Here is a 14,254-nt window from a genome sequence, read left to right as displayed (position 1 = left end):
ACCCGATATGACAGATGCCCAAAGGTATTCCTCTCGGCCATCGCTCTCGCTGCTACAGTCCTATTCTGGCTGTAAATCAATGAGTCTGGAGCCTAGAATGACCTAGGGTTGTTGGCTGTATGGGTACTAATTCTACGAATGCTCCATTCGACAGCATCCCGCATGGTTTTACCCAGAGCAACGTCAAAGGCAGTAACCAGATCTTCGGTCTGGTTACTTTTGGCAATTACGTTCTCTTGGAACGAATTCGATGCGATGATTTTGTCGTCGAACTCGTCCACGATCTTGATATTCATGCGGACTTCGACGCGTACGGTCGAGCTTTCACCATCCTGGTTAACGACAATGCCCTGAAACTCGCGTAGATCGGGAACAATCACATAATCCGGACGAAGCCCCACGGTCGAACGACCCACGGCGGATACCCGTCCGCTGTTTTCATAGCTTTCGACCAAAAGCGCCTGGACGATCAGCGGCGCGCGATCCACCCATCTGGCACGCGGCAGATATTGAACCTGCAAAGGTGTCGGCTGAACTGCAATTTGATCGGTATTTACCGCGGCAGTCGCGGTTGGCTCTTGGACCACGATCTGTTTCTGGATGCGCGGCAGCGAAGAAGAAAACGTGCTTTTGGGTGTCAGCAGATAGAGATCATTGGGTTCTGAGGCCTGCCGCAGCGTTTCCAGTCCGGTACACGCCCCCAGAGACGCCAAAACTGCGGTCATTATCAAATGCCTGATCATTGACGATACTCCGATGCTTGGGTCCCAAGAAGGAAACGGGCGGGGTCGCGTTCAACTTTGTCCACCAGACGATCAAGGCTGATCACCAGTCGTTGGGATTCTTCTATGAAACGCGTGAATTGTGGCAGGCCAACCCGCATGAAATCGGACAGTTGACGGCGATTGTCCTGAACGATGCCGTCGATGGTTCCCAAAAGTTCCGAGGCCGATTTGGACGCGCTGAGGATATCGGCTGAAATATCATCAAGCCTGTCTGTCACTTTCGTCACCGTGGACGCCACTTGGTTGGCGGCATTGCGGACATCATCCATGACGACGCCGATATCTTTGTTGATCACCTCATTGGCCGAGTCAAATGCGCGTTCAGCTGAGGTCAAAGTGCCCTTTGCTGTTTCCATCGTACCAGTGACGGAGCCGAGCGTTTTGTTTGCGTTCACGAAAGTCTCGGAAACCGTGGCCAGCGCGACGCGCCCATCTTCGGTCAGGACCGTAAGGTGGTCTGCCAGGGTCGAGGCCCGTTCGATGAAGGGCTGCAGATCCTGCTGCATGATGCGATCTGCTGCGTCAAAAGTATCTTTTGCGCTGTCTAGGGCCGATACAGCCGTGTCGGATGCGGTTTTCAGGCTATTTAATGTATTTGTTCCGGCTTCCAGCGTTGTTTCTGCGGTGTCTGCCAATTTTTCGAGGCGTTTTGAGAAGGCTGAAATTTCTTTAGCTGCGCCACCCAAATCTGAGGACAAGTTTTCGAAATCTGCAAGGGTTTTGTCCAGCCTTCCGGTGGCCGAAGATACGTTCTCCAGAATCTGAGATACCTGCTGGCGGTTCTTGTCATCCACCACCTTGTCGATATCCTCGATCAGCGTAATTGCCTTTTCCAACAGTTTAGGGGCACCTTCGAACAAGGACTGGATGGTGCTGCGTTTGCTTTTGATAAGGCTGTCCTGCTCTAGTCGTTTGGCCGATGCCGAACCTCCGGTCAGTTCCACATAGCTGACCCCAGTGACCCCAAGCGATTGTAACTGGGCGACGGTATCCTCGGTCACCGGGATACTTGCGTCTACTTCAATGCGGACGCGCACTTTGGATGGGTGCTCGTCATCCAAGTTAAGGGAGATTACCTGCCCGACTGGCAGTCCGTTGTAACTGACGCCACCTGCCGCAGACAGGCCCGAAACATTGTCGAACAGTACATTGTAATAGGCGTATTGCCGGGAAACCTCGAATTTGGCCAGCCATAGAAAAAAGCCAAACGCACCCAGTATTCCAGCCAGGGTGAATGCACCGATCAGGATATAATTTGCTCGGGTTTCCATGGGTGTTACCTGTCCTGACCCTTTTTTTGTGCTGCGCGCGCCCGGGGGCCGGTGAAATATTCTTGTACCCAAGGATGATCGACTTTGGTCATCTCTTCAATCGGACCATCAACCAGAACACGTTTTTCTGCAAGAACTGCGATCCTGTTGCAAATCGCATAAAGGCTATCCAGATCGTGCGTGACCATAAACACAGTCAGACCCAGCGCTTGCTGAAGTTCGCCAATCAGGTCGTCATAAGCAGCGGCGCCGATGGGATCCAAACCGGCCGTTGGTTCATCAAGAAATACGATCTCAGGGTCCAGTGCCAGCGCGCGCGCCAAAGCGGCACGTTTGCGCATCCCGCCCGACAGTTCAGACGGGAATTTGCCACAGCTCAGCTGCGGCAGTCCGACCAAGCTGATTTTCAGACCGCCAAGCGCCGACATAAGGCTTTCACTTATTCCTGTATGCTCGCGCAGGGGGGCTACGACATTCTGCAACACGGTGAGCGACGAGAAAAGCGCGCCGTCCTGAAAGGCGACGCCCCAGCGGCGTTCGATGCGCCGCCTCTCTTGTTCGGGGCCGTTCAGGACGTCGACGCCCAGAACTTCGATGCTTCCCGCGGCTGGTTTGTTCAGGCCGACGATGGTGCGGAGCAAGACGGATTTACCCGTGCCCGAGCCGCCGACAATGCCCAGTACTTCGCCCCGCCAGACATCCAAATTCAGATCCTGGTGCACGACCTGCGGCCCGAACCGGTTGGTCAGATTGCGGACCCGTATCACCGCCTCGCGCTGGGTGTCGCCAATCGGCATCTGTTCGCGGGTTACACCGTCCATTTTAGACCCCCAGTACCGAGAAAAAGATCGAGAACATGGCATCCAGCGCGATCACCAAGAAGATCGCCTGGACCACGGAGGCGGTGGTTCTTTGCCCAACACTTTGTGCCGATCCTTTGACCTGTAAGGCCTGCCAACAGGCGATGATACCGATGACCAGCGCAAAGAAAGGTGCCTTGATCATACCGATGGCAAATTGCCAGATGCCGGTGTTTTCCTTGAGGCGGGTCACGAACATTCCGGGGCTGACTCCAAGGTCGATCCAGCTCATAAGTCCGCCGCCAATCAAGGCGGCGATATCGGCGATGAACCCTAGGATTGGCAGCATGATCAGCAACGCCACAACGCGTGGAATGACCAGAACCTCGATCGGATCCAGGCCCAGCGTCCGCATGGCATCTATTTCTTCTTGCACCTTCATCGAGCCGATGGAAGCTGTAAAAGCAGATCCCGAGCGACCCGCAACAATGATTGCCGTCAACAAAATGCCCAGCTCACGCAGCACAGAGATCGAGATCAATTCGACCACGAATATCTCGGCCCCGAACTGCTTGAGCTGCGTGGCCCCCTGAAATGCTAGTACAACGCCGATCAGAAAACCCATAAGGGCAACGATCGGAATCGCTTTCAAACCGGTTTCTTCCATCTGCGATACCAGCGCAGCCCGCCGCAGACGCCGCGGCATCAAGATTGTGCGGACCAGCCGGTGTAGCGTCAGGCCCAGAAACTCAAGCAACGACAAGCTGTCTTTCCAGCCACCGACTGTGCGCTCGCCGACACGTGCCACCCAATCCAGAAAGTCTGGCTTTCCGGGATCAGGGGCGGGTTCGTCCGGCATGTTGCGAGAAACCGTTTCGATCAGCGCGGAATGCGCGGCGGTTGCACCGTGCAGCTCGACTTGCCCGCCGCTGGACTTCACCTTGCGGACAAGGCTGGCAATCAGCCAAGCCCCGCCAGTGTCGAGTGCCTTAACGCCTGTCAAATCAACTGTGACCGTTCCGCCGTTGGGATGGAAATTCGCGAATTCTTGCTCAACCATATCCAGAGATTGGGTGTGAAGATCACCCGATATCTGCAGGTGAACCTGATCCGTATCCAGGTCAGTTGTGAATGTAGGCCGGGTCATGGGGGTATCTGATGTGAATCTGCATGGTGCTGCAACGGGTTTTTGTCACGCTTCAAGTATTTAGCCATCAGGCGATGCAAGATGGCATTCATCGCAAGAATGATGGTTTGAGCTTGCAAAAGGCTTGTTTCGGCAACCAGTAGTGTTATTCTTTGCGCAGGTTTTTTGTTTGGTTATTATGGTTGTGTTCAATGTCTGATCATCACGCGAAGGTAGAAGTCGAAATTGGGTCCGAACGGGGCTTTGGTTACGTCTTCACCGCTGTCTTCATAATTATAGCTCTTTGGCCCTTGTGGGGCGGAGGGTCGGTACGCCTGATCCCAATGGTTATCGCTGGGGTTATTCTGGCTTTGACAGTTTTTGCACCCGCTACTCTGAAGGTGCCGAACCGGCTTTGGTTCAAACTCGGCATGCTTTTGGGTGCGATTGTGGCCCCAATCGTCATGTTTTTGGTGTTTATCACTACGTTTGTCCCGTTTGGGCTGGTTACGCGCCTGTTGGGAAAAGACCTGCTGTCACAGAAACTGGACAGTTCATCAGATAGCTACTGGATTGTTCGTGAAGAGCAGCCCGGCAGCATGAAACAGCAATTTTAACAAGGGAGTACCAGGCGTGACATTCGTATCCGAGCTCTGGTCATTTATGAAAGTCAGAAAGAAATTCTGGCTGTTGCCCATTCTGATCGTTTTGGGTGTGTTTGGTGGATTGATCGTGTTGAGCCAAGGCTCGGCGATTGCACCTTTCGTCTACACGTTGTTCTGATCACATGGCATACATTTTAGGTATTTCGGCGCTGTATCACGACAGCGCAGCGGCGTTGCTTTGCGACGGCAAGATCGTTGCGGCCGCGCAGGAAGAGCGTTTTACACGGCGCAAACACGACCCCGGATTTCCGGTAGAAGCCATCAATTACGTGCTGGCCGAATCGGGGGTTGCGCTTGAAGACGTCGACAATGTGGTTTTCTACGACAAACCGTTTCTAAAATTCGAACGGTTGATCGAGACTTACATTGCGGTGGCGCCACGCGGGTTCAATTCCTTCCGCATGGCAATGCCGGTCTGGCTGCGAGAGAAGCTGTTTCTCAAGGATCTGCTTGCAAAGCAGCTTCGCAAAATCGACCCGGAATTCGATCTCGAAAAACTGCTGTTCGCCGAGCACCACATCAGTCACGCGGCCAGTGCGTTCTATCCTTCGCCCTTCGAAGACGCGGTCGTGCTGACTGTCGATGGAGTCGGAGAATGGGCAACCACCACCGTGGGTATTGGTCGCGGCAATGAGCTGACCATGGTGAAAGAGTTGCATTTCCCGCATTCGCTGGGTCTGCTGTATTCTGCATTCACCTATTACACCGGGTTCAAGGTGAATTCTGGTGAATACAAGGTCATGGGCTTGGCGCCCTATGGCGACCCCAAATACAAGGATCTGATCCTTGAGCATCTTGTCGACCTGAAAGAGGACGGTTCGTTCCGCCTGAACCAGAAGTATTTCAATTATACAGCTGGTCTGACCATGACGAGCAAAGCGATGGAAGAGCTGTTCGACCAACCGGTTCGAAAAGCCGAAACCGACCAGCTGACGCAGTTCCACATGGATATTGCCGCGTCGGTTCAGGCCGTAACCGAAGAGATCATGCTGCGGATCACTCGGGACCTGGCGAAAGAGCATGGTATACGCAACCTCTGCATGGCCGGAGGCGTTGCTCTGAACTGTGTCGCGAATGGCAAAATTCTTCGCGATGGCGCCTTCGACAATGTTTGGGTGCAGCCCGCAGCGGGTGATGCGGGCGGGGCGCTGGGTGCTGCCTATGCGGCCTGGCATCAAGAGCTAGCGCAGCCGCGGCAGGTGACCTCGGGTGACCAGATGCTGGGAGCCTATTTGGGTCCACGTTACGAAGATGATGACATCGCACAAGAACTGGCGGCGGCCGGTGCGAAGTTCTCCACCTATGAAAATGGTGAGTTGATTGACCAGACGGCGCAGGCGCTGGCTGACGGGAAGGCCGTTGGTTGGTTCCAGGGGCGGATGGAATTCGGGCCGCGCGCGTTGGGTGCCCGCTCCATTCTGGGCGATCCACGGTCAGCTTCGATGCAGAAAACGCTGAACCTGAAGGTCAAGTATCGCGAAAGCTTCCGCCCATTTGCCCCATCCGTTCTGCGCGAAGACGTAGCCGATTGGTTCGAACTGGATGGCGATAGCCCTTACATGTTGATCGTGGCGGATGTGCAGGAAAAAATCCGGCGCAAGATGACCGAGGAAGAAGACGCTCTGTTCGGGATTGAAAAACTGAACGTCAAACGATCTGACATCCCTGCTGTGACCCATGTTGATTATTCTGCCCGTATCCAGACAGTCCACCAAGAGACCAACCCAGCCTATCACGCGCTGATTTCAAAGTTTAAAGAACTGACCGGATGCTCTTTGGTGGTGAACACTTCATTCAATGTGCGCGGCGAACCGATTGTGTGCACGCCCACCGATGCGTTCCGCTGTTTCATGGGAACGGATATCGAGGTCCTGTCCATCGGGAACTGCCTGTTGCGTAAGGAAGATCAGGATCCCGCACTTAGGGAGAATTACGAGACAAAATACGAGCTGGACTAATCTGTTGCGCAAGCGGCGGAACCGCGACACAGTCTGCCCCTGAGACCTATTTGGTGGAATCGGGGGCAGGGAATGCGGCAGCGCGGAAATGTCTTGTTTGTCGTGATTGACCAGCTTCGGGCAGATTGTCTGACCGGCGCGCTGGCCGAGCATGTCAATTTGCCTAATCTGCGCGCTTTTATGGACGAGGCCGTAACGTTTCAGCGCCATTTCTCGGTTACTAACCCTTGTGGCCCGTCGCGTGCGTCCATCCTGACCGGGCAATATGCGATGAATCATAGATCGGTTCGCAATGGAACGCCTTTGCGGCACGACACGCCAAACATCGCAACCGAGATGCGTAAGGCGGGATATCTGCCCTTGCTCTACGGGTATACCGACACCTCGGCTGACCCACGGGTTTACGATGCCAATGACCCGATCCTGAAATCTTACGAACGTCCCATGGAGGGGTTTGAAGAGGTCGTGGAAATGCGGCTTGAAGAATCTTATCCTTGGCGCGCTGACCTGCTGAAAAAAGGTTACAGGTTCGACACATACTGGGATCTGCACAAACCTGTTTCAACCTCAGGTGAGCCATCCAAATTGAACGACCCGGCGGTGTACCGCGCCGAAGACAGCGACACCGCCTTTTTGACCAACGTTTTTCTGGACAGTATCGCGGCCTTCGGCGACCAAAGCTGGTTTGCGCATCTGACCTATATCCGGCCTCATCCTCCTTTGGTCGCACCCGCTCCCTATAACGATATGTACGATCCCGTCGCGTTGCCGCGGCCGGTTGGTCATGTCAGCCCAGAAGATGAACTGGCAATACACCCGTTTTTTGGACCAACGATGGCTCGGTATTCGGCTTCGGATTTCGTTTTGGGTTTTGATGAGGTGCAACCCTCCACGGCCAATATTCAGGCGCTGCGCTCTGTTTATCTGGGCCTTGCAACAGAGGTCGATTATCATATCGGCCGCGTTGTCCAGTTTCTCAAGGACAGCAATCAATATGATGAGACATTGATCGTAATCACAGCTGACCACGGTGAAATGCTGGGTGATCGACATAGCTGGGGTAAGATGACCGTCTATGACGCAGCTTATCACACGCCTTTACTGGTCCGGATGCCAGGCAATCAGGCGCAGGCCGGAGCCGTGGTGACGGCACCGACCGAGTCGATTGACATCACGCCAACCATTTTGGATTGGGTGGGCCAGAGTATCCCGAATTCTATTGATGGGCGGTCTTTGATGCCGTTTCTGCAGGGGCAGGGACCCAAGGATTGGCGAAGCTTTTCTTTCAGCGAGCTTGACTTTGCCGAGCCGGAAAATCCAACCCTTTGGCAACAGGAATTGGGAACGGGCAGTAGCGATTCATGCCTGTCCATCTTGCGTGACGAACGGTTTACGCTGGTCGAGTTTGCGGCAAACCTGCCACCGCTTTTGTTTGACCACCTGCGTCGCGGCGAAATGGAAAACGTGGCGAGCAACCCGGAATACGCAACAGACCTGGCCAGGTTGGGGCGCGAGATGCTGCGGCACCGTATGCGAAATATGGACCATACGCTTTCCCTGCATTCCATCACCAAAGAGGGGCCAAAATCCAAGCTCAGGCATTAGTCGGGAATGTTGCCCTGTCTCTGCTACACCTGCGATCAATCTGATGTTACGCATAGCTTCAGAGAGGGGGCAGATTGAACATCACAGATAACCAGATAAAGGCAATGACGACAGCTGGGCTGAATCTGATCGGTCAGGCGTTGTCGATCTACGACAGTCAGTTGCGGCTTGTGCTTTGCAACCGGCCTTTTCAGGTGATGTTCGACCTTCCGGATGATCTGGTCCGGCCGGGTGCGTTGTTCCGTGACACAATACATTTTCTGGCGAGCATCGGCGAGTATGGCCATGATGAGGTTGTCGAGGACATCGTCGCACATAGGGTCAGTCAGGCCCTCACTTTTGAACCGCACTATATTGAGCGCGTCAGGGCGAATGGGCAGGTGATCTCGGTCGAGGGTGCACCGCTGCCCAACGGCGGATGGGTAACGGTCTATACCGACATCACAGATACCAAACAGGCCGAAGCGCTATTGCGGGCGCGTTCCGAAGAATTGTCGGACGAATTGTTGACCCGGGCCGAGGAATTGGCAGCGACCAACAGAAAGCTAGCGTCGACCATTTCGGCTTTGGAAGAGGCAAAACGTCAGTTAACCGAAATCGAAGCCCGTACCCGGATGACAACCGAAATGATGCCAGCGCATATTGCGCATCTGGATGCCGATGGGCGGTACGATTATTCCAATCGCAAGCTCAGTTCGGTTTTGCCCGGCCGTCCCTCTGAAATTCTTGGGATGCATATTTCTGACGCTTTGGGACCGGCCGCATTTGCGCGGATCGAACAGAACCTGAACCGTGCCTACGACGGGGAAGCCACGGTATTTGAATTCACAGAGGGTCAGGATTCACGTCGAATCCGTGTTTCGTTCACGCCCGACAGCGAAGGCGGTGTCTATGTGATGTCAGTCGACATCACTGAAGAAACGCAAGCCCGTGTGGCCCTGCAACAAACACGCCGCCGGGAAATGGCGGCGCAAATGACAAGCGGTCTTGCGCATGATTTCTCAAACTTGCTGACAATTATACTGGGGATGCAGGGCAAGCTTGATAAAATGGACCTGCCGGAAGGCGCACAAAAGCTGGTGGCCGCCACGCGCCAGACTGCTAAACGCGGCGGGCAGTTGCTGAACCGCATAGCAGGCATGACCGGCAACCGAACGCCGCAACCCAAAGCCACGGATATGCGTGCTCTCCTCGAGGATTTGCGTATTCTCGCCACGCCGTCACTGCCGCGTGGCATGGGGCTTTCGGTCGTGAATACATTGCCGGATGTGGCACTTATGTTGGATCAGGGGATGATGCAGGACGCCATCCTGAATCTGGTGCTGAATGCGCGAGATGCGTGCGGAGAAACAGGTCAGATCACGATCAGCGCGCATACGATTGGTGGAACCTGGATCGAGATTTCCGTCTCGGACACAGGGCCGGGCTTTTCGGAAGAAGCGCTTGGAAAAGCACTCAATCCTTTCTTCACCACAAAGGGTGATAAGGGATCGGGTTTGGGTTTGCCCATGGTTTACGATACGGTCAAATTGACCGGCGGAAATCTGAGCCTGCGCAATACACCAAGCGGCGCCATGGTGGTTCTTCGGTTACCATACCGCGCCGCGCCGCCTGCGCTGGAAGGGCTGGTTCTGTTGGTTGAAGACAGCAGCCAACTTCGTCGGAATTTCCGTGATATGCTTGTGGAGATGGGGTTCACCGTGATTGAGGCGACCTCAACCGATGAGGCGCTTTCATTAGTGAACCAGATCGAAGACATTGCATTGATATTGTCCGACATTCGGCTGGAAGGACCAGAGACGGGGCTTGACCTTTTGCAGAAAGTGAACCCTGACTTGCCGTGTATTCTAATGACATCGCTGCCTTATTCCGACCCGCTGCATCGTCAGGCACTGGCTTTGGCACCAGTTCTGCGCAAACCGTTCACACAAGCGCAGCTTACTGCCTTAATCCGAAATGAGGCCGCATGATGAACCAACCGCTGGTAACCATCTTAGATGATGAGCCTGAGATACGTCGTATCCTGACCGACACACTGGAAGAGGCGGGGTTCCGCACTCAAAGTTTTTCCCGTGCTCGTGAATTTGAAGCATCGTTGAAAAGAGTGGTGCCCGATGTGTGTCTGGTCGACCTGTCTTTGCCGGACACAGACGGCTTGGCACTTGTTCATCGCCTGGCTTTGGAACAAGGTGCCGCAGTCATCATTATTTCGGGGCGGGCACAGGTACAGGATCGTGTCACCGGATTGGAGCTTGGCGCGGATGACTACATCACCAAACCCTTTGATCCAGCCGAAGTGGTCGCTCGTATCCGGGCGCGGCTTCGATCATCGCGGGCACCAGCTCCTCAGTCAGAGATCGCAGAATTCAACGGCTGGACCGCGTATTTCGACCGCTACGTTCTTGAAGACGGTTCCGGATCAGAAACGCCGTTCAGCCACGCCGAGGCCGAGGTGTTACGTCTGTTTCTAGATAGTCCTAAACGGTTGATCAGCCGGTCGCAGATGCAAGAAGCGCTCGGGGGAGGCGCGGGCGACAGCTTTGACCGGGCCATGGACGTGCGAATATCCCGATTGCGAACAAAACTGGGCGAGGACCCCAAGAACCCGCGATTGATTAAAACCATCTATGGGGCAGGGTACATCTTTTTGGGCGACGTCGCCTGGCGATGATGATGACGAAGCTGGGTGCATCTGGCGTTCGGTGTGAAACGGGCTCATAAGCTGTCGGAACGTAGGGGCGCTAAAGTAGATATTGCGGTCGCCACCCCGTTATTGTCGGTCGCGTGTTGATAATCTGTCGGCAGGCACTGGATTCTCGGCACAGTCAGGCATAACTAACACAACCGCGCGGTTCTTTGGCTAAGGCTAACTTGGGTTGAAACGTGATCAGATATCGAATTCGAAAAGGTTTTGGAGCGTAAAATGATCAAAGAGACCTTAGCGAACTGGCGATCCAGCCATCTCGGTCGACTTTTGAGTGAAAGTCTCCGAAAGCAGGGTTGGTTGTACGGTGTTGCCATGGTGGCGATGATTGTCGTCGCAGCAACAACTGCGGGAACCGCATGGATGATGGAGAACATCGTCAATGCGATGACCACGCCTGAGATGAAGTCGCAAGTCTACCTGATTGCCGCAGCGGTCGTCGGCTTGTTTTTGAGTAAGGCTGTCGCCTCTTATATCCAGTCAATCTTTCTGGCGCGTGCGGGCAACCGGATCATCGCGGTGCAACAGGAAAGGCTTTACAATAAGCTGCTGAAACGCGGTGTTGGTTTCTTTGCTGAAACAGAATCGTCCAACCTTCTTATGCGCGTAACTCATGGCGCTCAGGCCGCGCGGCGGCTTATCGACGTCATGGTGACCAGCTTCGTTCGTGATGCCCTGACATTGGTCGGCCTCATCTTCGTGATGATTTACCAGGAACCTGTACTGTCAATTCTGTTCTTCTTTGTGGGTCCTGTTGCGCTTTTGAGTGTGCGTTACATCCTCAAAGGTGTGCGGTCGATCATGCAGTCAGAAATGAAGGCGCTGTCTGAAATCATCAAGGTTCTGCAGGAAACATCTGCGGGCATTCGGGTCATCAAGGTCTTTGCTTTGGAAGACAACATGACTGACCGTATGAATGGGGCGATCAGGTCGGTTGAAAAACGGGCGAACTCAATTTCCAGATTGCAGTCGATTGCCAGCCCGTTGATGGAGCTTCTGGCCGGTGTCGCGATTGCGGGTGTTCTGATCATCAGTACCCTTGATATTACCGGCGGCGAACCGACTTCGGCAGGTCAGCTGATGTCATTCATCACAGCCCTTTTGATGGCTTATGAACCCGCCAAACGCCTGTCAAAAATGCGGGTCGTGATTGAAACGGCCCTGGTACCAGTGGGGATGATGTTCGAGCTGCTCGATCAGGAAGACCCGATGGTCGAAAGCGTGAACCCTGAAAAGCTGAAATCCGGCCCGGGTGAAATCCGTCTAAACAACGTGACGTTCGGCTATCAGGGTGAGCAAAAAGTAATCCGAGATATGAACCTGACCTTCGAGGCAGGCAAGACGACAGCTCTGGTGGGTCAGTCCGGTGGTGGCAAGTCCACGATTTTTGGGTTGATCATGCGGTTTTATGATCCCGATCAGGGCAAGGTCGAAATCGATGGCCAAAACCTTGTCGATGTAAGTTTTGCCTCTTTGCGCCGGAAGATCTCCTATGTGGGCCAAGACACGTTCCTGTTCTCGACAACCGTGATGGAGAACCTTCGTTTTGCGCGACCTGGTGCCACCGATGAAGAGGTGATTGAGGCCGCAAAGGCTGCCCATGCTGATGTGTTCATCTCACAACTGCCAAATGGGTACGATACGCAGGTAGGCGAAAACGGCGCGTTTCTTTCTGGAGGTCAAAAACAGCGTCTGGCGATCGCGCGGGCAATTCTACGCAATGCCGAGATTTTGCTTTTGGATGAAGCCACCAGTGCTTTGGATGCGGAATCTGAGGCGCTTGTTAAGGCTGCGCTGGACAAGTTGACCGAGAATGTAACAACCATTGTAATCGCACACCGGCTGTCAACTGTGCTTCAGGCAGATACCATTATGGTTGTTCAAGACGGTGAAGTTATCGAACAAGGCAACCTTGATGCGCTAATCGAACATAACGGGACGTTCCGCCAACTGTTTGACCAGCAATTCAAGCTTCCGGGATCCTAAGCTCAGTCCGAATGGGCGGGGCCCCACATAGATTCTGAACGGCATCGAGAAGTAATGGGCGTTGGCCCGGTCAATTACTACTCACGAAGAGCCTGATCTTTGACTTTGACAATCGGCTGCAGCAGGTAGTCCAAAACGGTTTTCTTGCCCGCAAGAATATCCACCTCGGCAATCATGCCGGGAATAATTTCAACCGCTACCCCGTTCCCATCCAACATCGAGTGGTTGGTCCGGATTTCCACGACAAAAACTTCTTCATCGTCCCGCTCAGATCGCGTCACGGTATCAGCCCCGATACGGATAATTTGCCCGTCCAAGGCCCCGTATCGAGCAAAATCATAGGCAGTAATCTTGATCCGAACCAACTGTTCAGGGTGCAAAAATGCGATGTCTTCAGGGCGGACATAGGCTTCGACCAACAAAGACTCATCCAGCGGTACAATTTCGATCAGTTCCTCACCGCTCCGTGCCATACCGCCTATGGTCGTGCGGTGAATGCGATTTACGATGCCGCGTACCGGCGACCTGATCTGCGCTTGTTCCGCTCTGTTTCGTAAGGCTGGCAGTGATGGTTCCAGAGTAGCCAGTTCCGCAGTTGCCAATGCAAGTTCGGTCAAAGCCGCGCTTCGAAACCTGCTTTGTGTCGCCCGAACCCGATCATCAATTTCCTCCAATCCTGTCTTCAGACGGTTGGTAGCGGCTTCAGCCCTGGTCCGGCGGCCTTGCCACTCAGCCTCGCTGCGTCGCAATGACAATAGTGTCGTGGCGGGTTCCATCTGCTGTTCTACTAGGGGGGTAATGATTGCCCGTTCCTCGGCCAGAACTTTCAAAGTCTCGGACGCGGTCACCGTATCGACAAGCCCTTCTTCGTATTCTCTTAACCGCTGTTCCCGTTGGCTCATCAGAATTGAGATTTCTGCCTGCAACTCTGATCGCCGGCCTTGAAACAGAGCTGTCTCAGACTGAACAACAGTCGGCGCACCTTGGATCAGGATCGTATCAAATGTCAGCTCGGTCCCGTCTATCTCAGCTTGCAGGCGCTGGGATCGGGCTCTCAAGCCATATGCACGCTGTTCCTCTTGGCTGAGCTTGCTGTCGATTTGGGTGGTATCGAACTCCATCAGCAACTTCCCCTTTTCAACAACCTCGCCTTCTCGGACATTCAATGACTGCAGAATGCCGGACTCCGTAGCTTCAATCATCTGAACATCCGCCGACGGCACGATGCGGCCTTCTACACGGGTGACATCATCAAGTTCAGTGAAATGGGCCCAAAACGCTGCTGTCGCCAGGAAAGTCAGGATTACCAAGAGAAGCAATGAACTCCTGACCGGTGACCCGCCTCGCATTTCCC

General features: G+C 54.1%; 12 protein-coding genes. 7 read left to right on the top strand and 5 right to left on the bottom strand.

Translation table 11 applies throughout. The features are described 5' to 3' along the window. Positions 1-92: 92 nt before the first annotated feature. Genes FN806_RS09520 through FN806_RS09505 form a run of 4 tightly spaced genes read right to left on the bottom strand, consistent with a single transcriptional unit; the run spans position 93 to position 4,003 of the window. Positions 93-725 (bottom strand): ABC-type transport auxiliary lipoprotein family protein, encoded by a 633-nt coding sequence (locus FN806_RS09520; RefSeq protein WP_246097221.1) that lies wholly within the window; start codon positions 723-725, stop codon positions 93-95. Positions 726-739: 14 nt separating this feature from the next. Beyond that, positions 740-2,056 (bottom strand): MlaD family protein, encoded by a 1,317-nt coding sequence (locus FN806_RS09515; protein WP_142636429.1) that lies wholly within the window; start codon positions 2,054-2,056, stop codon positions 740-742. Positions 2,057-2,061: 5 nt separating this feature from the next. Next, positions 2,062-2,877 (bottom strand): ABC transporter ATP-binding protein, encoded by an 816-nt coding sequence (locus tag FN806_RS09510; protein ID WP_142636427.1) that lies wholly within the window; start codon positions 2,875-2,877, stop codon positions 2,062-2,064. Between the two features lies 1 nt (position 2,878). After that, complete coding sequence (locus tag FN806_RS09505) at positions 2,879-4,003, bottom strand: ABC transporter permease (RefSeq protein ID WP_142636425.1); 1,125 nt, start codon at positions 4,001-4,003, stop codon at positions 2,879-2,881. A 191-nt stretch (positions 4,004-4,194) separates the two neighbouring features. Here FN806_RS09505 and FN806_RS09500 point away from each other — a divergent pair, with 191 nt between their 5' ends. The 7 genes from FN806_RS09500 to FN806_RS09470 all read left to right on the top strand — a co-directional run bounded on the left by FN806_RS09500 (position 4,195) and on the right by FN806_RS09470 (position 12,900). Continuing rightward, the gene (locus tag FN806_RS09500) at positions 4,195-4,599 is read left to right on the top strand and encodes an SxtJ family membrane protein (protein ID WP_142636423.1); all 405 of its coding nucleotides are present in this window, start codon (positions 4,195-4,197) and stop codon (positions 4,597-4,599) included. Between the two features lie 16 nt (positions 4,600-4,615). Further along, a complete protein-coding gene (locus tag FN806_RS09495; RefSeq protein WP_142636421.1) occupies positions 4,616-4,765 on the top strand; it encodes a DUF5989 family protein in 150 nt (49 codons plus the stop codon). A gap of 4 nt (positions 4,766-4,769) precedes the next feature. Continuing rightward, a complete protein-coding gene (locus tag FN806_RS09490; protein WP_142636420.1) occupies positions 4,770-6,605 on the top strand; it encodes a carbamoyltransferase family protein in 1,836 nt (611 codons plus the stop codon). Between the two features lie 72 nt (positions 6,606-6,677). Next, entirely contained in the window at positions 6,678-8,210 is a 1,533-nt protein-coding gene (locus tag FN806_RS09485; RefSeq protein ID WP_142636419.1) for a sulfatase-like hydrolase/transferase, read from the top strand. A gap of 104 nt (positions 8,211-8,314) precedes the next feature. Then, complete coding sequence (locus tag FN806_RS09480) at positions 8,315-10,180, top strand: PAS-domain containing protein (RefSeq protein ID WP_142636418.1); 1,866 nt, start codon at positions 8,315-8,317, stop codon at positions 10,178-10,180. Then, the gene (locus FN806_RS09475; protein WP_142636417.1) at positions 10,180-10,881 is read left to right on the top strand and encodes a response regulator transcription factor; all 702 of its coding nucleotides are present in this window, start codon (positions 10,180-10,182) and stop codon (positions 10,879-10,881) included. Before FN806_RS09480 ends, FN806_RS09475 begins: the two co-directional genes overlap by 1 nt. A 252-nt stretch (positions 10,882-11,133) precedes the next feature. Next, the gene (locus tag FN806_RS09470; protein ID WP_142636416.1) at positions 11,134-12,900 is read left to right on the top strand and encodes an ABC transporter ATP-binding protein; all 1,767 of its coding nucleotides are present in this window, start codon (positions 11,134-11,136) and stop codon (positions 12,898-12,900) included. A gap of 77 nt (positions 12,901-12,977) precedes the next feature. Here FN806_RS09470 and FN806_RS09465 read toward each other — a convergent pair whose 3' ends face one another. Then, on the bottom strand, positions 12,978-14,219 hold the full coding sequence (locus FN806_RS09465; protein ID WP_246097220.1) for an HlyD family type I secretion periplasmic adaptor subunit: 1,242 nt from the start codon (positions 14,217-14,219) through the stop codon (positions 12,978-12,980). Positions 14,220-14,254: the final 35 nt, after the last annotated feature.

It is taken from the genome of Ruegeria faecimaris (genome assembly GCF_900182615.1).
In the GTDB taxonomy this organism is placed as follows: domain Bacteria; phylum Pseudomonadota; class Alphaproteobacteria; order Rhodobacterales; family Rhodobacteraceae; genus Ruegeria; species Ruegeria faecimaris.
The sequence above is the reverse complement of the archived record's forward strand: the minus strand, read 5'-3'. Positions and strand labels throughout refer to the sequence as shown.

Excerpts from the sequence above, each read along its gene's own strand:
- FN806_RS09520 (WP_246097221.1), bottom strand. The coding sequence starts at position 725 with ATGACCGCAGTTTTGGCGTCTCTGGGGGCGTGTACCGGACTGGAAACG.
- FN806_RS09515 (WP_142636429.1), bottom strand. The coding sequence starts at position 2,056 with ATGGAAACCCGAGCAAATTATATCCTGATCGGTGCATTCACCCTGGCT.
- FN806_RS09510 (WP_142636427.1), bottom strand. The coding sequence starts at position 2,877 with ATGGACGGTGTAACCCGCGAACAGATGCCGATTGGCGACACCCAGCGC.
- FN806_RS09505 (WP_142636425.1), bottom strand. The coding sequence starts at position 4,003 with ATGACCCGGCCTACATTCACAACTGACCTGGATACGGATCAGGTTCAC.
- FN806_RS09500 (WP_142636423.1), top strand. The coding sequence starts at position 4,195 with ATGTCTGATCATCACGCGAAGGTAGAAGTCGAAATTGGGTCCGAACGG.
- FN806_RS09490 (WP_142636420.1), top strand. The coding sequence starts at position 4,770 with ATGGCATACATTTTAGGTATTTCGGCGCTGTATCACGACAGCGCAGCG.
- FN806_RS09485 (WP_142636419.1), top strand. The coding sequence starts at position 6,678 with ATGCGGCAGCGCGGAAATGTCTTGTTTGTCGTGATTGACCAGCTTCGG.
- FN806_RS09480 (WP_142636418.1), top strand. The coding sequence starts at position 8,315 with ATGACGACAGCTGGGCTGAATCTGATCGGTCAGGCGTTGTCGATCTAC.
- FN806_RS09475 (WP_142636417.1), top strand. The coding sequence starts at position 10,180 with ATGAACCAACCGCTGGTAACCATCTTAGATGATGAGCCTGAGATACGT.
- FN806_RS09470 (WP_142636416.1), top strand. The coding sequence starts at position 11,134 with ATGATCAAAGAGACCTTAGCGAACTGGCGATCCAGCCATCTCGGTCGA.